The sequence below is a fragment of the Pinisolibacter sp. DMC19 genome, assembly GCF_056313985.1.
The window spans coordinates 254,699-275,367 of sequence record NZ_JBQUZF010000001.1 but is presented as its reverse complement, the minus strand read 5'-3'; the positions used below and the strand labels follow the sequence as shown (position 1 = coordinate 275,367).

Here is a 20,669-nt window from a genome sequence, read left to right as displayed (position 1 = left end):
GAGGGTGCCGGCGAAGACGACGGTCACGAGCCGCGCAATGCGCGTGCGCGCCGCAGTGTGGCGCGCGACAAGGCTCCGACCCGGACACTGGTGGTGGTGCCGTGGCGGTCCGAACGACCGGCGCGCGGGGAGGGGGCGGATGCGCCTTCCGCCACGCGGTCGCTCGACGCCCGTCGCGAGGAGGCGATCGGTCTTGCCCGCGCCATCGAACTCGAGGTGGTGAGCGATTTCCCGGTCAAGCTGCGCGAGGCACGGCCGGCGACGCTGCTCGGTCAGGGCAAGCTCGAGGAGGCCCAGGCCCTCATCGAGGCGGAGAAGATCGAGCTCGTCGTGGTCGATCACCCGCTGACGCCGATCCAGCAGCGCAATCTCGAGAAGGAATGGAAGGCCAAGGTGCTCGACCGCACCGGTCTCATCCTCGAGATCTTCGGCGAGCGCGCCCATACCAAGGAGGGCCGGCTCCAGGTCGAGCTCGCCCATCTCAACTATCAGAAGAGCCGCCTCGTCCGCTCCTGGACCCACCTCGAGCGTCAGCGCGGCGGCTTCGGCTTCCTCGGCGGCCCGGGCGAGACCCAGATCGAGGCCGACCGGCGGATGCTGACCGAGCGCATCGCCAAGCTCGAGCGCGAGCTCGAACAGGTCGCCCGCACCCGCGCGCTCCATCGCAAGAACCGCAAGAAGGTGCCGCACCCGGTCGTGGCGCTGGTCGGCTACACCAACGCCGGCAAGTCGACGCTGTTCAACCGGCTGACCGAGGCCGACGTCTTCGCCAAGGACCTGCTGTTCGCCACCCTCGATCCGACGCTGCGCAAGGTGCGGCTGCCGCACGGCGGCGACATCATCCTGTCCGACACCGTCGGCTTCGTCTCGGACCTGCCGACGACGCTGGTCGCCGCCTTCCGCGCCACGCTGGAAGAGGTGATCGAGGCCGATCTCGTCCTCCATGTCCGCGACATCGCCCACGAGGACACGGCGGCGCAGGCCTCCGACGTCGAGGGCGTGCTGTCGCAGCTCGGCATGGATCCGCAGAACCGCGATCGGATGATCGAGGTCTGGAACAAGATCGACAAGCTCGATCCCGACCATCGTGCGAAGCTGCTCGAGGAAGGCAGCCGCGACGCGCTCGACGCGCCGACGGCGCTGCCGGTCTCGGCGCTGAGCGGCGACGGGCTCGCCGCGCTGCTGGCGCTGATCGAGGATCGGCTCAACCGTGATCGCGCGGTCTTCCGCATCGAGGTGCCGGTGGCGGAGGGCGAGCTGGTCGCCTGGGTCCATCGCAACGCGGAAGTGATCGAACGGATCGACGGCGAGGAGTCGGTGTCGCTGCGCTTGCGGGTGCCCGACAAGACGCTGGACCATTTCCGCGCCCGCGCCGGCCGCTTCATCCGCGAGGTGCGTGGCCGCGTGGTCGAGCCCAGGCGCGACGAAGAGCGCCCGGCCTCCGTCCCCTACGACCCGCTCGCCTGAGACCGCCCGGCGGCATGGTCGCGCAGCAGCGTCTCGAAGGCGCTGCGGCGGGCGAGTTCGTCGGCGATGCGGGCCTCGATCCGTTCCATCAGCGCGACCGCGCGGGCGTGCGCGTCGCGGCCCTCGTCCTCGGCGACGGCGACGAGTTCGTCGAGCGTCGCCCCCATCCGCATCAGATCGCGGATCGCCGCGACGCGCGCCGCAGACCGCGCGTCGTGCGGCCAAGCCCGGCCGGTGCGCGCGCGACCGAGGAGGCCGCTGGCGCGCAGCTTGGTCATGGTCTGGCGATCGATCCGGAGCCGCGCGGCGAGCGCGTGGTCGGAGACCGCAGGGATCGCCCGGGAGCCGCGCGACGGCAGCGCCACGGCGAGGAGATCGAAGGGATCGAGCGGGCGGGCGTCCTCCCGCGTCACCGCCGGGGCGACACGGCGACGGGGCGCGGGGCGGACCGTTTCGACGAAGAACATGGCTTTCCCCTTCGCCGGCCCGGGCCGGGCGGCGTCACGATGAAGGACGGTCGGTGATCGTGCCGGGGCGGGGCCGAACGCGGCCACGCCCCGACGTCTCGTCTCAGAGTTGGCCTGCGTCGACCGCGAGCACCGCCGCGGACGACTGGCGGATCGTCGCCCATTCTGCGTCGACGCGCGGCAGCGTCTGGCCGCAATAGGCGCGTGCGATGGCGATGCGGCCGGCGTACCAGCCGTCGCCATCCTCGCCCGCGGTGATCTTCGCTTCGGCGGCGAGCGCGGCGCGGCCGAGCTGGAGGCCGCCGGCGAGCGTGCCGAAGGCCATCAGATAGGGCACCGAAGCGGCGAACGGCAGGCGGATGTCGGCCGCGGCCGCCTCGACCAGCCAGACGGTGGCGGCTCGGGTGGCGGTGAGCGCCGAGGCGAGCGCCTCGCCGATCTCGGCGAGCGCCGGACGGGCGAGGAGCGCCGCGGCGACGGCGTTCTGCGCCTCCAGCCAGGCGTCGACCGAGCGACCGCCGTCGCGCAGCACGGCGCGGCCGACCAGTGCGTTCGACTGGATCGCCGTGGTGCCCTCGTAGATCGTGGTGATGCGGGCGTCGCGCAGGTGCTGGGCGGCGCCCGTCTCCTCGATGTAGCCCATGCCGCCGTGGATCTGGACGCCGAGCGAGGCGATGTCGACGCCGGTCTCGGTCGACCAGCCCTTGGCGACCGGCACCAGCAGATCGACCTCGAACTGCGCCGCCTTGCGCGCCGCCTCGTCGGGGTGGGCATGGGCACGATCGCCGCTCGCTGCGACGGCATAGAGCAGGCCGCGCATCGCCTCGATGCGGCTCTTCATCGACACCAGCATGCGGGCGACGTCGGAATGGGCGACGATCGGCGGCACCTTCGCCTCGGTCCAGCCGACCGGCTTGCCCTGTACGCGCTCGCGGGCATAGGCGACGGCCTGCTGATGGGCGCGTTCGGCGATGGCGAGACCCTGGAGCCCGACGTTGAGGCGGGCGTGGTTCATCATCGTGAACATGTATTCGAGGCCGCGGTTCGGCAGGCCGATCAGCTCGCCGAGGGCGCCGCCCTTCTCGCCGAAGACGAGGACGGCGGTGGGCGAACCGTGGATGCCGAGCTTGTGCTCGATCGAGGCGCAGACGACGTCGTTCTTCTCACCGAGCGAACCGTCGTCGCCGACCAGCACCTTCGGTACCAGGAAGAGCGAGATGCCCTTCACGCCGGGCGGGGCGTCGGGCAGGCGGGCGAGAACGAGATGGACGATGTTCTCCGTCAGGTCCTGTTCGCCGTAGGTGATGAAGATCTTCTGGCCGGAGATCCGGTACCTGTCGCCCTCCGGCACCGCCTTGGAGCGGACGGCGGCGAGGTCGGAGCCGGCCTGCGGCTCGGTCAGGTTCATGGTGCCGGTCCAGGTGCCGGCGACCATGTTCGGCAGGTACTTGGCCTTCTGCTCGTCCGAGCCGAAGAGCTCGAGCGCATGGACGGCGCCTTGCGTCAGCATCGGGCAGAGGGCGAAGGCCATGTTGGCCGACTGCCACATCTCCTGCACCGCGAGGTTCAGCACATGGGGGAGCCCCATGCCGCCATGGTCGGCGGAGAAGGGCAGGCCGTTCCAGCCGCCTTCGACGAGGGCGTTCCACGCGTCCTTCCAGCCTTCGGCGGTCGTCACCTCGCCGTCGACCCAGACGGCGCCCTGCTCGTCGCCGACGCGGTTCAGCGGTGCGACGACGTCGGCGGCGATCTTGCCGGCTTCCTCCAGGATCGAGGCGACGAGATCGGGCGTCGCCTCCTCGAAGCCGGGAAGGTTCGCGAGGCCGGGGAGGTCGACGACGGAATCGAGCACGAAGCGGATGTCACGGATCGGCGCGGCATAGCCGGACATGGCTGTCTCCTGGGCGCAGGCCCTCGGGCGTGAGAAAGACGCGCCGGCGAAGACCGCCGGCGCGGATCGATCGGACGGGATGCCGGCGGCTTTCGGGTCCGCCGGCCGTCTCGATCGATCACGGGAGCTCGGAACCGGGGCGGCGACCGCCCCGGCGACGCGCGGTCGGCCTCAGATCTCCTTGGCCTGGTTGCGCAGCATGAATTTCTGGATCTTGCCGGTCGAGGTCTTGGGCAGCGGGCCGAAGACGAAGGTCTTGGGCACCTTGAAGCCGGCCATGTGGGCGCGGCAGAACTCGATCATCTGAGCCTCGGTCGTCTCGGCGCCGTCCTTCAGCATGACGAAGGCGCAGGGCGTCTCGCCCCACTTCTCGTCGGGGCGGGCGACGACGGCGGCCTCCAGCACGTCGGGATGCTTGTAGAGCACGTCCTCGACCTCGATCGAGGAGATGTTCTCGCCGCCCGAGATGATGATGTCCTTGGAGCGGTCCTTGATCTCGACGTAGCCGTCGGCGTGCCAGACGGCGAGGTCGCCGGTGTGGAACCAGCCGCCCTCGAAGGCCTCGCGGGTGGCCTTGGCGTTCTTGAGATAGCCCTTCATCACGTTGTTGCCGCGCATGAAGATCTCGCCCATCGTCCGGCCGTTCTTCGGCACCGGTTCGAGCGTCGTCGGATCGGCGACCATGACGCCCTCGAGCATCGGCCCGCGCACGCCCTGACGGGCCTTGATCGCCGCCTTCTCGTCGATCTCGAGGCCCTTCCACTCGTCCTTCCAGACGTTGAGCATGGTGGGGCCGTAGACCTCGGTCAGGCCGTAGACGTGGGTGACGTCCCAGCCCATGCGCTCCATGCCGGCGATGACGGCGGCCGGCGGCGCGGCGCCGGCGACCATCGCCTTGACGGAGTGGGAGACCTTCTCCTTGAGGGCGGCAGGGGCGTTGTTGATCAGGTTGAGGACGATCGGCGCGCCGCAGAAGTGGGTGACGCGCTCGGTGGCGATGGCGTCGTAGATGCGGTCGACGCGGACGGCGCGCAGGCAGACCGAGGTGCCGGCGACCACCGCCATGGTCCAGGGGAAGCACCAGCCGTTGCAGTGGAACATCGGCAGGGTCCAGAGATAGACCGTGTCGTCGCCGAGGTTCCAGGAGAGCGCGTTGGAGACGGCGTTCAGATAGGCACCGCGGTGATGATAGACGACGCCCTTCGGGTTGCCGGTCGTGCCCGAGGTGTAGTTCAGCGCGATCGCCTGCCACTCGTCGGTCGGGAAGGTCCACGGGGCCTCCGGATCGCCCTTCGCCAGCACGTCCTCGTAGGTCATCGAGCCGATCAGCTCGCCGCCCTCGTACTGTGGGTCGTCGATGTCGACGACGGTGATCGGACGGCCGAGTTCGGCGATCGCCGCCTTGGCGACCTTGGAGAACTCGCGGTCGACGAAGACGATCGGCGCCTCGCCGTGGTTCAGGATGAAGGCGATCGCCTCGGCGTCGAGGCGGGTGTTGATGGCGTTCAGCACGCCGCCCATCAGAGGCACGCCGAAATGCGCCTCGAAGAGCTCGGGCGTGTTGGCGGCGAGGAAGGCGATGGTGGTGCCCTTGGCGAAGCCCATCGCGGCGAGGCCGGAGGCGAGGCGGCGGCAGCGCGCGGCGGTCTCGGCCCAGGTGCGACGCAGGGTGCCGTGGATGACGGCCGTCCTGGTCGGCCAGATCGCGGCGGAGCGCTCGAGATAGGTGAGCGGCGACAGCGCCACGAAATTCGCGGCGTTCTGCTCGAGATCGAGCTCGTAGGGGTTGCGCGCGGTCACTCGGCTTTCCTCCTCGTTCTCCCGCTCGCGACCGGGGTCGACCGCGGGGATCCTCTTTGGTTCGGACGCTAGCAACGCGATTTTGCGCAATGCTGTCCGAATGTGAACCGATTGTTGCAACGGCCGGTCCATAGGTCTTAGACCGTCCGGCGCCCCCCGCCGGCCACGCGCTCAGCGCGTCTTCGACCAGCCGACGTCCTTGGCGAGCACATATCCTGCACCGTAGACCGTCTTGATCAACTGCGGCTTGCGCGGATCGATCTCGATCTTTTTTCGCAGACGCGAGATGCGGACGTCGATGGACCGTTCGTAGGGGAAGTCGTCGCCGTCGTCGCCGTCGGCCTGCAGCTGCTCGCGCGACAGAACCCGATTGGGCGCGCGGGCGAACATCAGCATCAGCTGCGCCTCGGCGGCGGTGAGGTTCTCGACCCTTCCGTCCTCGCGGGTCAGCGTCAGGTTGCCGACGTCGAAGGTCCAGGGGCCGAAGGTGGCGCGGGCCTGATCGGCGGAAGCGGCCGCCGTGACGAGCTGATCGTGACGGCGCAGCACGGCACCGATGCGGGCGACGAGTTCGCGCGGCTCGAAGGGTTTGACGATGTAGTCGTCGGCGCCGAGTTCGAGGCCGAGGACACGGTCGGAGACCTCGGCGCGGCCGGTCAACACGACGAGGCCGAAGCGGACGTCGTTCCAGCTCTCGCGGACGATGTCGAGGCCGTTCATGTCGGGCAGGGCGAGGTCGACGACCAGCAGATCGGGCGCCTCGCGGCGGATCGCCTGACGGGCGTCGCGGCCGGTGCCGAAGGTCGCGACCTGATAGCCGTAGGTCTCGAGCAGACCGCGCACGACCTCGCAGATGTCGGGATCGTCGTCGACCAGATAGATCCGCTTCTTCATCAGACGCGCTCCCTGTCGTCGTCGCCGCGGGCGCGGATGGCCGAGGCCAGCGCGTCGACGAGATCGGCCTTTTCCCAAGGCTTGGTCAAGATCGGAACGTCGGTGAGATCGGTCGGCGTCTCGCCGCGGGCATAACCGGTGACGAGGACGACGGCGATCTCCGGCCGCTCCTTGGTCAGCCGGCGGGCGAGGTCGAGGCCGGAGATCCCCGGCATCACCACGTCGGAGACGACCACCCGGATGTCGGCGATGCCGGAGATCAGGCTGAGGGCCTCCTCGCCGCTCTCCGCCTCGATCACCGAGAAGCCGAGGCCGATCATCTGCTCGAGCACCACGCGGCGGACGTCGTCGTCGTCTTCCACCACCAGCGCCATCATGCCGGGGAAGAGCGCCTCGCCGTCGGAGGCGGCGGCGTCGATCGGCGGCGCGTCGGGGGCGGGGTCGGTCTCGGCGAAGAGCATGGCGACGGTGGCGCCAGCGCCCTTCTCGGAGCGGATGCGGATGTAGCCGTGGCTCTGTTTGACGAAGCCCCAGACCATGGCGAGGCCGAGCCCCGAGCCGGTCTTCTTGGTGGTGAAGAAGGGCTCGAAGGCATGGGCGAGCGCGCCTTCCGGGAAGCCCGCGCCGTCGTCGGCGACCGCCACCTCGATCCAGCGCCCGGGCGGCACCGGCTCGTCCCAGCCCTCGGTCTCGCCCTCGGGCAGACGGCGGCAGACGAGGCGGATGTGGCCGCCTTCGGGCATGGCGTCGCGGGCGTTGAGCGCCAGATTGACCACGGCGCGTTCGAGCTGGACGTGGTCCGACAGGATCCAGAAGTCGTGTCGGCCGCGTTCCGCCTCGAGCGCGATGTCGATGGTGTGGGGGAGCGAGCGGCGCAGCAGCGTCGTCGTCTCGGCCAGCAGCGAGGCGACCTCGACCCGCTCGGAGCGCAGCGGCTGGCGGCGGGCGAAGGAGAGGAGGCGCGAGGTGAGGTCGGCGCCGCGCCGCGCCGCGCGTTCGGCCGGCGCCACATAGGCGACGAAGCCGTCGACATCGGCGTATTTCTCGCGGGCGGTCGCGAGATTGCCGATGATGATGGCGAGCAGGTTGTTGAAGTCGTGGGCGAGCGAACCGGAGAGTTCCCCGATCGCCTTCAGATGCTCGGCCTCGAAGATGCGCCGCTCGGTCTCGCGCTCGTCGGTGACGTCGCGGGTCAGCACGAAGCAGCCGATCACCGCGCCGTCGGCGCCGATCTGCGGGATCAGCGTGTTGGCGGTGACGGTGCGGCGACCGTCGCGGGGGGTGAAGGCATATTCGAGCATCGCCACTTCACCCAGACGGGTGCGGGCGAGCGGTGCGGTGATCGCGGCATAGGCGGAGCGGCCGAGGATCGAGACCAGCGGCGCGCCGACGATCGCCTCCTTCGGGCGGCCCATCAGCTCGCTCCAGGCGCGGTTGACGAAACGGAAGGTCTCGTCGGCGTCGAGATAGGCGATCGCCGCCGGGATGGCGTCGAGGATCAACCGCTGGCGGGCCTCGACCTCGGCAAGGGCGGCGCGGCTCTGCTGTTCGGCGCTCGCGGACGCGGCGAGGCGGGTGTTGGCGCTCTCCAGTTCGGCGGTGCGTTCGCGCACCCGGCCTTCCAGCGCGCCGACGTTCTCGCGGACGCGGGCGACCATGGCGTCGAAGGCGGAGGCCAGCACGCCGATCTCGTCGGAGCGGCGGATGCCGGTCTCGACCGCGAGGTCGCCGCCGGAGACGCGCGCCGCGGTGTCGGCGAGGCGGCGCAACGGCTCGACCAGATGCCAGATGCCGAAGCCGGCGACGAGGGCGGCGATGAGGGCGACGCCGGCGGTGATCGCCAGAATACGGCGCGACAGGACCACGGACGAGGACTTCAGCTCCTCCACGTAGACCGAGGAGGCGATGTACCAGTCGAATTCCTTGAAGTGCCGGACCCAGGAGATCTTCTCGTAGACGTAGTTGCCTGGGTCGGACGGCTTGTCCCAGAGGTAGTGCAGCGGCCTGTCGGCGTCGGCGACGGCGCGCAGTTCCTCGGCGATCGGCCGCCCCGTCGCCGGATCGTTGCGGGCGGTGAACTCCGTCCCCTCGATGTTGGCGTTGGGGTGGATGATCATGTTGTTCGACGCGTCGAAGATGTAGGCGTAGCCGGTGCGGGCGATGCGGATCTCGCGCAGCGCACGGCGCATGTCGTCGATCGCGCCGACGCGGCGGCGTTCGACCTCGGCGTCGATGTCGTCGAGCCAGGCGCCGGCGCCGACGACGATGCCGAGTGCCGGCAGATCGCGGAAATAGGACAGTTTGCGCGACGGCTTGGTCGCCCCGAGGCGGGTCCAGTCGTAGATCGTCGAGCCTTCGCCGGCATGCCGCGCCACCTCGATGACGCGCGGGATGATGGTCTCTCCGGTCTCGTCTTTGACGTCGGCGACGCTGCGGCCGTGCCAGCGCGGATCGGGGTGGGAGAGGATGCGCGAGGCGTAGTCCGACACCCAGATGTAGTCGTCGTTGCCCCACTTGATGGTGCGCAGCGTGTCGAAGGCGAGGCGACCGGCCTCGGCGGCGGAGATCTCGCCGCGGGCGCGGCGGGCCTCGACGCCCTCGATCAGCGCGACGGCGAGCGACACGGCGGCGCGCAGCTGGCCTTCGAAGGACTTCAGCGTGATGTCGCGGGTCTCGTCTAGGCGGCCGGCCATCTTGGAGGCCATCTCGAAGACGTTGTCGAGGATGGTGCGACCCGCCGCCATCTCGATCTCGTAGGCCTTGCGCTCGACCATCGGCACGGTGAAGAGCCACACCGCGCCCGCGAGCACGGCGACGACCAGCATCAGCGCCGAAAAGATCTCGAGGAACAGGCGGGACTTGACCATGACACCTTCCGGGCGCGGTCGGGGGGAGGCGGCCCGGCGCTCACCATGACGGCGGGGCGGCGGGGGTGCAAGGGCGGTCGGGCGGGACAGGGGGCCCTGCCTTCGAGGAACGACCGGCGCGAGGAACCCCGCGCCGGCCGATGGCGTCGTGCGGACGGAGCCGCCGATCAGTGCAGGCTCGCCGAGGCGGCGCCGATGCCGGTCTCGGCACGGACGTCCTGCTCGTCGAAGGCGGCTGCCTCCGCCTTGGCGGCGGCCGAGTTGTCGAGCTTCGACACCACGAAGGCGACGAGGAAGGCCGCGGTCATCGAGAACAGCGCCGGATGGTCGATCGGGAAGATCGCACTCGCGTTGCCGAGCACCTTGACCCACACTGCCGGCGACAGGATCACCAGCGTCACCGCCGAGACGAGGCCGGCGATGCCGCCCGCCAGAGCGCCGTTGGTGGTCAGGCCGCGCCAGTACATCGACAGGAGCAGCACGGGGAAGTTCACCGAGGCCGCGACGCCGAAGGCGAGCGCCACGAGGAAGGCGACGTTCTGGTCCTTGAAGGCGATGCCGAGGAAGATCGCGACGATGCCGATGGCGACGGTCGAGATCTTGGAGATGCGCATCTCCGAGGCTTCCGTCGCCGTGCCCTTGGCGATGACGCCGGCATAGAGATCGTGGGCGATGGCGGACGCACCGGCGAGCGCGAGACCCGCGACCACCGCCAGGATGGTGGCGAAGGCCACCGCCGACAGGAAGCCGAGGAAGACGTCGCCGCCGAGCGCCTTGGCGAGGTGCATGATCGGCATGTTGGAGCCGCCGATCAGCTTGCCGCCGACCTTGCCGCCCTCGAAGAACTGCGGGTCGGTGCCGACGATCGAGACGGCGGCGAGACCGACGGTGCAGACGATGAGGAAGAAGAAGCCGATCAGACCGGTCGCGACGAACACGGACTTGCGGGCCTCCTGCGCGTTGGGGACGGTGAAGAAGCGCATCATGATGTGCGGCAGGCCGGCATTGCCGAAGACCAGACCGAGCGACAGCGACACCGCGGTCACCGGATCGGCCAGCAGCTTGCCGGGACCCATCAGCGCATCGCCGGCGACGCCGCGCGCGGCGACCGCCTGGGCGGCGATGCCGTCGATCGAGAAGCCGAGCTTGAACAGCGACAGGACGAAGAGGACCGTGCCGCCGAAGAGCAGCAGGCCGGCCTTGATGATCTGCACCCAGGTGGTCGCCACCATGCCGCCGAAGGTCACGTAGACGATCATCAGCACGCCGACGAGAACGACGGCGTAGTTGTAGGGCAGGCCGAACAAGAGCTGGATCAGCTGGCCGGCGCCGACCATCTGGACGATCAGGTAGAAGCACACCACCGTCAGCGAGCCGACGGCGGCGAAGGTGCGCACCTTGGTCTTGTCGAGGCGGTAGGAGGCGATGTCGGCGAAGGTGAACTTGCCGAGATTGCGCAGGCGCTCGGCGAGCAGGAACATGATCACCGGCCAGCCGACGAAGAAGCCGGTGGCGTAGAGATAGCCGTCGTAGCCCGACGAGAACACCATCGACGACAGGCCGAGCAGGGTCGCGGCCGACATGTAGTCGCCGGCGATCGCCCAGCCGTTCTGCATGCCGGTGATGCCGCCGCCGGCGGTGTAGAAGTCGGCCGCCGAGCGGGTGCGCTTCGACGCCCACCACGTGATGCCGAGCGTCATGAAGATGAAGGCGACGAACATGCCGATCGCGATCCAGTTGATCGGCTGCTGTTCGACCTTGCCCTCGATGCCCGCGGCGAGCGCGGGGAGGGTGGATGCCGCGAGAAGCGCGGCGGCGGTAAGGGCGCGGCGCATCACGACTTGGCCTCCTTCACGATGTCTCGGGTCAGGGCTTCGAACTCGCCGTTGGCGCGGCGGATGTAGACCCCGGTCAGGATCCACGAGCCGACGATGATGACGGCGACGATCGGGAAGGCGATCGACAGCGTCCAGCCCTCGCCGATCTTGCCGACGAGGCTCTTGGGTGCGAAGGCCACGACCATCATGAAGCTGTAGTAGGTGCCGAGAACGATGGCCGCGAGCGTCCAGGCGAAGCGCGCACGCTTCGACTTGAGCTCCTGGAATTTCGGATTCGCTCGGACCAATTCGGTAATCGAGCCGGACATGGCGTCCACTCCCCCGTTTGCAGGCGCACGGGATCGTCGACGGACGCGCGACCCGGCACCTTTCCTCCCGACGGGACGTCGTCCCGCCCTCCATGGCCGCACCCGCATCCCCCAAGAGACGATCGAGACCCTCCCGGTCGCGATCGTTCGGTCCGTTGCCGCTCGTCGGGACGAACGTCGTCCAGCCTCGGGCGGGGTGTGGCCGAGGGCGGGGTCGCATGAAAGTTTTGCGTCGGTTTTGCGAATTGCGAACGAATTGTTGCAGCCGCGGGCGGGGCCGACGGTCGACGCCGAGGCGGCGGTGACGGCCGGGAAGGAGCGACCGCGCGCGTCGGCGGATCGGGGCGAAGGCCGGGGCGGGGCGGGGCATCGGCGATGCGCTGCGTTTCCGTTTCATATCAAGGTATTGTCGGTGAAAGTGCGGGTCGGCAAGCGCGGGCGGTCGGCCTCCGCGGCGGCGTCCTTGCGGTAATGGAAGGCGCGCGATCGGCGCGTTCGGCGTCGAGTGCTGCGGCGGGTCTGGGCCTCGTTCCTTCGCAGCCCCCGACGAAGTGTCGAGAACCTCCTCGACGGGATTCGACCTACTTGCAGCGGAACGCGAACCGTGGTCGATGGTTCGAAACGTCAGCACGAGCCGGAGATCGCGCCATGTCGTCGGTCGAGACCACCCCGCAACCCAGCCTCTACGACCGTTTCGGCGGCGAAGACGGCATCCGGCGTTTCACCCGGCGCTTCTACGAGGTGATGGAAAGCGATCCGCAGGCGGCGGCGGCGCGGGCGATCCATCCCGAGAGCCTCGCCGACAGCGAGCAGAAGTTCTTCGAGTTCCTCTCCGGCTGGCTCGGCGGGCCGCAGCTCTTCGTCGAGAAGCGCGGCGCGCCGATGCTGCGCGCCCGGCACCTGACCTCGCCGATCGGCGAGGACGAGATCAAGGGCTGGATGCTGTGCTTCCGCACCGCGCTCGCCGACACGATCGTCGATCCCGACACCCGCGCCGCCATCCTGCCGCAGATCGAGATGCTCGCCCTCCACATGCGCAACCGCGGCTGAGGCCGCGGGACACGATCGGGGAGGGGCCTTTCCCGGTCGGTCGGCACCGCGAGCGTCCCCTCCAGAGACGAGAACGCCGCCCGCTCGGGATCTCCGAGGGGCGGCGTCTTCGTTTCGTGGGCGTCGATCAGGGCGCCTTGAAGAAGTCCTTGGCGGTCGCGGTGACCTTGTCTTCCTGCGAGGTGATGCGGAAGACGACGTCGTCGGACGTGCCCTTGATCTTGTCGCCGGAGACGATCACGGCGACGCGGACTTCGCGGGTCGTGTCGGCGCCGACGTGGATCAGCGGCAGACCGCCGACGTTCTGGTCGATGCCGACGACCTCGAGGCGGCTGCCTTCCGGCACGCCCTCGACGGCGAGGGTGAAGTTCCGTTCGTGGCCGACGCGGTTGAGCAGGCGCACGGTGTAGCCGTTGCGCACCGAACCGTCGGAGTTGGTCACGTAGAGCGGGTTGCGGTCGTGCAGGATGTTCACACCCGCGTTGCCGCGCATGATGAACGTGTAGGACATGAAGCCCAGCACGCCGGTGATCAGCACCGCGTAGAGGATCGTGCGCGCCCGGACGATCTGGTAGATCGGCGGCTGGCCTTCCTTGCGGCGGTCGAAGTTGATCGGCGTGTCGTAGGCGATGAGGCCGGTCGGACGATCGAGCTTCTCCATGATCGAGGTGCAGGCGTCGATGCACAGGCCGCACTGGATGCAGGAGAGCTGCGAACCCATGCGGATGTCGGTGCCGGTCGGGCAGACGGCGACGCACTGGTAGCAGTCGACGCAGTCGCCCACCGGCTCGCCGGCGGCGGCGAGCTTCTTGCCTTCCTTGACCGAGGCGCGCGGCTCGCCGCGATCGGCCCGGTAGGTGACGTTCAGCGCGTATTCGTCGGTCATCGCGGCCTGAATGCGCGGCCACGGGCAGACGTAGATGCAGGTCTGCTCACGCATCCAGCCGGCGAAGAACCAGGTCGTGAAGGTCAGGATGCCGATCCACAGATAGGCGATGAAGGGCGCCTGTCCGGTGAAGATCTGCTTCATCAGCGTCGGCGCATCGGCGAAATAGAGCACCCAGGCACCGCCGGTCGCCGCGGCGATCACGCCCCAGGACAGCATCTTCAGGATCTTCTTGCCGAAATAGGTGCCGTTCTTCGGGCCTTCGTCGAGCTTGATCCGTTCGCGTCGATCGCCTTCGATCAGGCGTTCGACGGCGAGGAAGAGGTCGGTCCACACCGTCTGCCAGCACAGATAACCGCACCACACGCGACCGGCGATCGAGGTCATCAGGAACAGCGTGAAGGCGGCGGTGATCAGCAGGCCGGTGAAGTAGTAGACTTCCTGAGGCCAGATCTCGACGAAGAAGAAGTAGAAGCGCCGGCCGGGCAGGTCGGCGAGCACCGCCTGGTTCGGCAGGCCGGGACCACGTTCCCAGCGGATGAAGGGCATGACGTAGTAGATGCCGAGCAGCGTCACCAGGATCGCCCACTTGACCTTCCGGACCGTACCATGGACGGCGGCCGGATAGACCTTGATGTGCTCCTGATAGTAGCTTTCTTCGAATGCATCCTTCGGCGGTGCGGGCTTCGCGAAGCCGGGACCCTTGGCCATCGAGATCGTCTCCGAACGTTTCGTGCCCCCGCGGGGCGGGGTGGTCGGGCGGACAGTGCAGGTTCGAACGATTCCGAGCCATGCGCCAGATCAAATATGTTGGACATAAAATCCAACTTTGACCGTGACACAAGTCACACCTTCGACCGACCCCTGCGACAGATGGGCTCGCGGGGCGGCGCGGGCCGTGAGACCGAGGCGGGCACCCCTCATCCGACCCTGCGGACCACCTTCTCCCGCGCAGGGGAGGAGGAAGACACGCCTTGTCCGCAGGGCTCCATTGCATCTCTGCGAGACCTCGTCCCCGGATCGCCGATCCGGGGTTCAATCCGGCGACGAAGGCGGCTAGGGTCGGCCCTGCGGCGGTTGCTTCGCCGGCACGGGGCGCGCTTGCCGATGAGCGAGAAATCCGACGACGCACCGATCCAGACGACGTGGCGGGCGCGACTGCGCAACCACTTCGTCACCGGTCTCGTCGTGGTCGGCCCCTTGGCGATCACCGTCTATCTGGCGCGTGGCTTCCTCGACTGGGTCGATGCGACGGTCAAGCCGCTGATCCCGGCGACCTGGAACCCCGACACCCATCTGCCCTTCGCCGTGCCCGGGTTCGGGCTCCTGGTGGCGATGATCGGCATCACCCTTCTCGGCGCGCTGACCGCCTCGCTGGTCGGCCGCACGCTGCTCTCCTACGGCGAGGATCTCGTCGGCCGGCTGCCCTTCGTCCGACCGGTCTATCGGACGCTGAAGCAGATCTTCCAGACCTTCGTCTCCTCGCGCGACCAGTCGTTCCGCGAGGTCGGGCTGATCGAATGGCCGCGGGCGGGCGTGTGGTCGCTGGTCTTCGTCTCGGGGCCGGCCAGGGGAGAGGTCGCCGAGCGGCTCTCGGCCGAGCGGCCCGAGGTCGGCATCGACGACTGGCTCACCGTCTTCATCCCGACGACGCCCAACCCGACCGGCGGCTACGTCATGTTCCTGCCGAAGGCGCAAGTGCGGATCCTCGCCATGAGCGTCGAGGACGGCGCCAAGCTGGTGATCTCCGGCGGCATCGTCACGCCCGAGCGGGCGGCTCCGGCTCGGGAGGTCGGGTCGCCTGCCGATCCTGCATGATCTCGATCTGCATCTGCTGGATCTCGGCGAGCCGCTGCCACTGGTGTTGCAGAATGTGGTCGAGCTTCTCGTGGAGATGGCGGATCTCCAGCTCGGCCTTGAGGTTGACCCGATAGTCGCTCTCCGACCGCATGCGATCCTTCGCCTCCTGCCGCTTCTGGCTCATCATGATGATCGGCGCCTGGACGGCGGCGAGGCAGGAGAGCACCAGATTCAGCAGAATGAACGGGTAGGGGTCGAAGGCGCGGGCGGAGAGTGCGGCGTTGAGGCCCATCCACACCACCATGACGGCGCCGAAGAGGGCAATGAAGGTCCACGAGCCGCCGAACGAGGCGACGACGTCGGCCATGCGTTGACCGACCGTGCGGACTTCGGCGAACTCGGCCGCGACATCGGAAGAGATCGTGTCGGCGCGGGCGATGGAGGCGGCGACCTGCGCCTCGAGTTCGTTCAGCTCGCCGTGTTCGGCCGTCAGCATGTCGCGGATGTAGCGATCGCGGCGCTCGGCGACGGCGGCGCGCGACAGCAGGGCATCGTGCGCGAGGCCGGGGCGCTCCCGCAGCAGCGTGTCGGCGAGGCCGGGGGTGAGGGAGAAGAACGGCACCAGATCGCCGCGCGGCAGGACGGCGTCGGTCAGAGCGCAGGTCGCGAAGGCAGCCGGATCTTCGGCAGGGGTACGTTCGGTCATGGTGGGCTTCCTCGGCGTCACCCGGCCTCGACGAGGCGAATGCCGCGGTCTTGATCGAAGAGATGGAGCAGAACCCGCAGCGCTTCACCCCGTGGCGAACGCAGGGCCGGGTCGCGGGCGAGAATCAGGCGCGCGTCGTCGCGCGCCGCCTCGAGCAGGTCGCCGTGGCGGTCGAGCCGGGCGATGCGGAAACCGGGGAGCCCCGATTGCCGGGTGCCGAGCACGTCGCCGCCACCGCGCAGCTTCAGGTCCTCCTCGGCGATGACGAAACCGTCGTCGGTCGAGCGCATGATCTCGAGCCGCGCCTTGGCGGTCTCGCCGAGCGGGCCCTTGTAGACGAGGAGGCAGGAGGAGGCCTCGCTGCCGCGTCCGACCCGGCCGCGCAACTGGTGGAGCTGGGCGAGGCCGAAGCGCTCGGCGTGTTCGATCACCATGATGGTGGCGTCCGGCACGTCGACGCCGACCTCGACGACGGTGGTGGCCACCAGCAGCCGCGTGTCGCCCTCCTTGAAGGCGCGCATGGCGGCGTCCTTCTCGTCCGCCTTCATCCGGCCGTGGACGAGGCCGACGACCGGACCGAGGGCGCGGGTCAGATCCTCGAAGCGCTCGGAGGCGGCGGCGAGGTCGGAGACCTCGCTCTCCTCCACCAGCGGGCAGATCCAGTAGATCTTCTGGCCGTTGGCGATGGCGCGGCCGAGGCTCTCGACGATCTCGCCCATGCGCTCCGACGAGGCGAGGCGGGTGGCGATCGGCTGGCGGCCGGCGGGCTTCTCCATCAGGCGCGACACGTCGAGATCGCCGAAGAAGCTCATCATCAGCGTGCGCGGGATCGGCGTCGCGGTCATCACCAGGAGATCGGTCGAGCGGCCCTTGGAGGTCAGCGCCAGGCGCTGATGGACGCCGAAACGGTGCTGTTCGTCGACGACCGCCAGCGCCAGATCGGCGAATTCGACCGGTCCCTGAAACAGCGCGTGGGTGCCGATCAGCACGTCGATCGTGCCGGCGGCGAGGCCGTCGAGGATCGCCTCGCGCTCCTTGCCCTTCTCGCGCGCCGTCAGGATCGCCCAGCGGATGCCGGCGGCCTCGGCGAGGGGGGCGAGCGAGCGGGCATGCTGGCGGGCGAGAAGATCGGTCGGCGCCATGATCGCGGCCTGACCGCCGGTCTCGACCGCCATCGCCGCCGCCATCACCGCGACCAGCGTCTTGCCGGCGCCGACGTCGCCCTGCAAGAGGCGCAACATGCGGTCGGGCCGGGCGAGATCGGCGCGGATGTCGGCGATCGCCGCCTCCTGCGCGCCGGTCGGCTCGAAAGGCAGGGCGTCGCGGATCTTGTCGGTGAGGGCGCCGGTGGCGATCCGCGGTTCCTTCGGCAGACGGCGGGCATCGGCACGCACCAGCGCCAACGTCAGTTGCTGGGCGAGGAGCTCGTCGTAGGCGAGGCGGTCGCGCGCCGGCGATGGCGCCTCGTCGTCGATGGCGCCTTCGGGGTGGTGGAGGGTCGCCAGCGCCGATCGGAAGTCGGGGTATCGTTGCTTGGCCAACCAATCCGCATCCTGCCATTCGGGCAGAGGGGCCAAGCGTTCGAAGGCGTGGGCGACCTGTTTGGCGATCTGACGCGACGAGATGCCTTCGGTCTGCGGATAGACCGGCTCGACCAGCGGCAGCGTCGCGAATTCGGCCTCGGTCGCGACGATGTCGGGGTGGACCATCTGCGGCGAGCGGTTGAACCACTCGATCCGCCCCGACACCCAGCGCTTCTCGCCCTCGGGGAAGAGCTTCGCCAGCCAGTCGGCGCGCGGCGAGAAATAGACGATCGTCATGTCGCCGGTGTCGTCGAAGGCGATCACCTTCCAGGGCGCACGACTGCCGCGCGGCGGCGGGCGATGCTGGGCGACGGTGACGAGGATGGAGGCGATCTCGCCGTCCGGTGCCTCGCCGATCTTCGGCGTCTTGCGGCGATCGATCACCGAGACCGGCAGGTGGAAGAGGAGATCGAGCACCCGCGCCTCGCCGCCGGCGACGTCCGCGCCGACCAGCCGGTTCCACAGCGGTGCCGTCTTCGGCCCGATGCCGGGAAGGCCCTTCAGGCCGGCGAAGAGGGGCGTCAGGATCTCGGGGCGCATGGAGCCTCGGGGGCGGTCGCGGTGGATTCTCGATATGTTCTAGCAGGAAGGGCGGACGGAGGGGAGGGGGCGATGCGGCCCCCGCCTCCCACGCGCGACCGCGTCAGCTCTGGTCGACGATCTCGGCGATCAGGCCGTTCTCGATGCGGAACGCCGAGGTCCCGGCGAAGTCGAGCGCCATGCCGGCCTTCCAGCCGTTGGGGAGATCCTGCGCGACGGTCGCGGCATAGGCGATCTCGACCAGCGTCCGGTCGGCCACGGTGATCGCGTGCACGACCGTCTGGCAGCGCTGCGAGAACGCCGTCGCACCGAAGGCGGCGAGGTCGGCGAAGGCCGCCTTGCCGGCGGTTTCGGCCGTCACGTCGCCACCGGAGAGGTTGCGGAAGACGACGTCGTCGCTCAGGCAGGCGAGCATTCCGGCGACGTCCTTGCGATTGTAGGCGTCGATGTAGGCGCGGATCGGGGCGGGCAGGTCGGACATCGGTTCGGTTCTCTGTGGTTCGGAATCGGCAGTCTCCGTCCCGTCGGCGACGGAGCCGTGACGCGGTGCGGTGCCGAGGACGTCCTGCATGTCGTAGGCGCCCGGCGCGCGGCCCACGACCCAGCGGGCCGCCGCGAGAGCGCCGCGGGCGAACATGCCGCGATCCGTGGCGGAATGCGACAGCGTCACCACCTCGTCTTCGGCGGCGAAGACGACGGAGTGCTCGCCGATCACGCCACCCCCGCGCAGCACGGCGAAGCCGATCTCGCCGACCGGCCTTTCGCCGCCGATGCCGTCGCGACCGCGTCGCTCGACCGCATCGAGGGCGACGTCGCGCCCCTCCGCTGCCGCCTCGCCGAGCATCAGGGCGGTGCCGGAGGGCGCATCGATCTTGCGGCGATGGTGCATCTCGACGACTTCGATGTCCCACGCCTCGGGCGGGAGCGTGCGGGCGACCTGCGCGACGAGGCTCGTCAGCAGGTTCACGCCGATCGAGAAGTTGCCGGAGCGCACGATCGGGATCCTGCGGGCGGCGGCGTCGATGCGGGCGATCTCGTCGGCTTCGAAGCCGGTCGCGCCGATCACCAGCGCCGGCCCGCCGCGCGCCGCGCAGAGCTCGGCGAGGTCCACGGCGGCGGCGCCGGTGGTGAAGTCGAGGACGACGTCGGCGGTCGCGAGCGCCGTCGCGCGATCGATCACGCCGTCGCCGGCCTGCCCGTCACGGCCGAAGCCGCCGAGGAAGGCGACGTCCGGCTCCTTCGCCAGAACCTCGGCGAGCGTACGGCCCATGCGGCCGCGAAGGCCGGCGACGGCGATCCTGACGGGTGGCTTCAAGGGATGGTCCTCGTGGCGGGGCGGGGGTGGGCGGTGCGGTCCGGCGCGACGGTCGCACGCCGCCCCGGTCGCTGTCGACGTGAGAAAACGCCGTCTCGCGCCTCCGGGGGGCAGCCCCCCCGGCCCCCCGATCATCCCGGGATCTGCGTCAGCGCCGCCACCAGCCGATCGCATTCGTCGTCGGTGCCGATCGAGATGCGCAGGAAGTCGCCGATGCGGTCCTTGGCGAAGTGGCGGACGAGAATGGCCCGTTCGCGCAGCCGCGCGGCGAGATCGGCGCCGGCGCGCGTCGAATGCCGCGCGAAGACGAAGTTCGCCGACGACGGCAGGACGTCGAAGTCGAGCCGCCGCAGGGCGATCGCCAGACGCTCGCGGCTGGCGACGATGCGATCCCGGTGATCGCGGAACCACGCCTCGTCGCGCCAGGAGGCGAGCGCGCCGGCGAGCGCCAGCCGGTCGGTCGGATAGGAGTTGAAACTGTCCTTGACCCGCTCCAGCGCGTCGATCAGCGGGCGCTGGCCGACGGCGAAGCCGACGCGCAGTCCGGCGAGGCCGCGCGACTTCGAGAAGGTCTGCACAACGAGCAGATTCGGGTGGGCGGCGACCAGCGGGATCGCGCTCGCCGCGCCGAAGTCGACATAGGCCTCGTCGACCACCACCACCTGATCGGGATGGTCGCGGAGCAGCGTCTCGATCGCGTCGAGCGGCAAGGCGATGCCCGTCGGCGCGTTGGGATTGGCCAGAATGATCGCGCCGCAGGGTCGGCGGTAGTCTTCGATGCGGATCCGCATGTCGGCGTCGAGCGGCACCGGCTCCGCACGGATGCCGTAGAGGCGGCAGTAGGTCGGGTAGAAGCTGTAGGTGATGTCGGGGAAGAGCAGCGGCGCGTCGTGGTTCAGCAGGGCGTGGAACGTGTGCGCCAGGACCTCGTCGGAGCCGTTGCCGACGAAGACCTGATCCGGCGCCAGCCCATGGCTCTCGGCGATCGCCGCCCGCAGCCCCGACGCGGTCGGGTCGGGGTAGAGCCGCAGCCCGTCGTTCGTCGCCGCGGCGATCGCCGCCAGCGCGTGGGGCGAGGGACCGTAGGGGTTCTCGTTGGTGTTCAGCTTGATCAGCCCGTCGATGACGGGTTGCTCGCCCGCCACATAGGGGGTCAGCGTGTGAACGAGGGGGCTCCAGAAACGGCTCATCGTCGTGTTCCTCTCGACGGCGGCGCCTGTCGCCGTGGTCCTGTCCGGGGTTCGTCGTCGCGTCGCG

15 protein-coding genes and 1 pseudogene are annotated in these 20,669 nt (G+C 69.4%); 3 read left to right on the top strand and 13 right to left on the bottom strand.

The features are described from left to right. Positions 1-57: 57 nt before the first annotated feature. On the top strand, positions 58-1,467 hold the full coding sequence (gene hflX, locus ACT53U_RS01225) for a GTPase HflX (RefSeq protein WP_476153033.1): 1,410 nt from the start codon (positions 58-60) through the stop codon (positions 1,465-1,467). Here the strand turns inward: hflX and ACT53U_RS01220 are convergent. The 7 genes from ACT53U_RS01220 to ACT53U_RS01190 form a co-directional block, all read right to left on the bottom strand. Next, entirely contained in the window at positions 1,449-1,934 is a 486-nt protein-coding gene (locus ACT53U_RS01220) for a hypothetical protein (protein ID WP_476152058.1), read from the bottom strand. The genes hflX and ACT53U_RS01220 overlap by 19 nt on opposite strands. Positions 1,935-2,037: 103 nt before the next feature. Further along, on the bottom strand, positions 2,038-3,825 hold the full coding sequence (locus ACT53U_RS01215; RefSeq protein WP_476152056.1) for an acyl-CoA dehydrogenase: 1,788 nt from the start codon (positions 3,823-3,825) through the stop codon (positions 2,038-2,040). Positions 3,826-3,996: 171 nt separating this feature from the next. Next, positions 3,997-5,625 carry an acyl-CoA synthetase gene (locus ACT53U_RS01210; protein ID WP_476152054.1) on the bottom strand — a complete coding sequence of 543 codons (1,629 nt, stop codon included), beginning with the start codon at positions 5,623-5,625 and terminating at the stop codon, positions 3,997-3,999. A gap of 171 nt (positions 5,626-5,796) precedes the next feature. Next, a complete protein-coding gene (locus ACT53U_RS01205) occupies positions 5,797-6,519 on the bottom strand; it encodes a response regulator transcription factor (RefSeq protein WP_476152053.1) in 723 nt (240 codons plus the stop codon). Further along, positions 6,519-9,386 (bottom strand): cache domain-containing protein, encoded by a 2,868-nt coding sequence (locus tag ACT53U_RS01200; protein ID WP_476152052.1) that lies wholly within the window; start codon positions 9,384-9,386, stop codon positions 6,519-6,521. Before ACT53U_RS01200 ends, ACT53U_RS01205 begins: the two co-directional genes overlap by 1 nt. Positions 9,387-9,553: 167 nt before the next feature. Next, positions 9,554-11,221: a cation/acetate symporter ActP gene (gene actP, locus ACT53U_RS01195; protein WP_476152050.1), complete on the bottom strand. Its 1,668-nt coding sequence runs from the start codon at positions 11,219-11,221 to the stop codon at positions 9,554-9,556. After that, positions 11,221-11,532, bottom strand: coding sequence for a DUF485 domain-containing protein (locus ACT53U_RS01190; protein WP_476152049.1), 312 nt, complete (start codon positions 11,530-11,532; stop codon positions 11,221-11,223). Before ACT53U_RS01190 ends, actP begins: the two co-directional genes overlap by 1 nt. Before the next feature lie 648 nt (positions 11,533-12,180). On the opposite strand from ACT53U_RS01190, the gene ACT53U_RS01185 reads away from it, so the two are divergent. Continuing rightward, positions 12,181-12,582 (top strand): group II truncated hemoglobin, encoded by a 402-nt coding sequence (locus ACT53U_RS01185; RefSeq protein WP_476152047.1) that lies wholly within the window; start codon positions 12,181-12,183, stop codon positions 12,580-12,582. Positions 12,583-12,709: 127 nt separating this feature from the next. Here the strand turns inward: ACT53U_RS01185 and ccoG are convergent, their stop codons facing one another. Beyond that, a complete protein-coding gene (gene ccoG / locus ACT53U_RS01180) occupies positions 12,710-14,179 on the bottom strand; it encodes a cytochrome c oxidase accessory protein CcoG (protein ID WP_476152045.1) in 1,470 nt (489 codons plus the stop codon). 396 nt (positions 14,180-14,575) lie between these two features. Here ccoG and ACT53U_RS01175 point away from each other — a divergent pair, with 396 nt between their 5' ends. Beyond that, the gene (locus tag ACT53U_RS01175; protein ID WP_476152043.1) at positions 14,576-15,286 is read left to right on the top strand and encodes a DUF502 domain-containing protein; all 711 of its coding nucleotides are present in this window, start codon (positions 14,576-14,578) and stop codon (positions 15,284-15,286) included. Here ACT53U_RS01175 and ACT53U_RS01170 read toward each other — a convergent pair. From ACT53U_RS01170 to hisC, 5 genes and pseudogenes are all read right to left on the bottom strand, one after another. Beyond that, positions 15,228-15,974 (bottom strand): DUF1003 domain-containing protein, encoded by a 747-nt coding sequence (locus ACT53U_RS01170; RefSeq protein WP_476152041.1) that lies wholly within the window; start codon positions 15,972-15,974, stop codon positions 15,228-15,230. The genes ACT53U_RS01175 and ACT53U_RS01170 overlap by 59 nt on opposite strands. 17 nt (positions 15,975-15,991) lie before the next feature. Beyond that, complete coding sequence (gene recG, locus ACT53U_RS01165) at positions 15,992-18,097, bottom strand: ATP-dependent DNA helicase RecG (protein WP_476152039.1); 2,106 nt, start codon at positions 18,095-18,097, stop codon at positions 15,992-15,994. A gap of 103 nt (positions 18,098-18,200) precedes the next feature. Next, positions 18,201-18,578 carry a nuclear transport factor 2 family protein gene (locus ACT53U_RS01160; RefSeq protein ID WP_476153032.1) on the bottom strand — a complete coding sequence of 126 codons (378 nt, stop codon included), beginning with the start codon at positions 18,576-18,578 and terminating at the stop codon, positions 18,201-18,203. A 66-nt stretch (positions 18,579-18,644) separates the two neighbouring features. Beyond that, positions 18,645-19,412, bottom strand: a pseudogene (gene dapB / locus ACT53U_RS01155) (4-hydroxy-tetrahydrodipicolinate reductase); the annotation flags it as partial. A gap of 131 nt (positions 19,413-19,543) precedes the next feature. Next, positions 19,544-20,602: a histidinol-phosphate transaminase gene (hisC, locus tag ACT53U_RS01150; protein ID WP_476152038.1), complete on the bottom strand. Its 1,059-nt coding sequence runs from the start codon at positions 20,600-20,602 to the stop codon at positions 19,544-19,546. Between the last annotated feature and the right edge of the window lie 67 nt (positions 20,603-20,669).